The sequence below is a fragment of the Shewanella hafniensis genome, assembly GCF_019655335.1.
Lineage (GTDB): Bacteria > Pseudomonadota > Gammaproteobacteria > Enterobacterales > Shewanellaceae > Shewanella > Shewanella hafniensis.
The window spans coordinates 1-230 of sequence record NZ_BPFD01000296.1 but is presented as its reverse complement, the minus strand read 5'-3'; the positions used below and the strand labels follow the sequence as shown (position 1 = coordinate 230).

Annotated in this window: 1 pseudogene; it reads right to left on the bottom strand. The window is 50.4% G+C overall.

Annotation, left to right across the window (positions count from 1 at the left end):
- Positions 1–230, bottom strand: a pseudogene (locus K5Q99_RS22340) (IS4 family transposase); the annotation flags it as partial.

Sequence of the window (230 nt, the reverse complement as noted above, 5' to 3'; positions counted from 1 at the left end):
CCTCTTTGTACCAAGGCACTTTGAACCCCGCGTCAGTCACGATGAGAGGGGTAACATGCGAAGGTAAAATCTTGGCTAAATCCGCCAAAAAACCGTTATGGGCGGCCTTAGAGCATTGTTCTGATAGGGGATAGGACTTCTCATACAGGGTAATAGAGCGGCCATTGAAGGCTATTGAGGCGCGCAGAGCCATGATGCGTTTATGCTCTCGGATGTCTGACCAATCGACG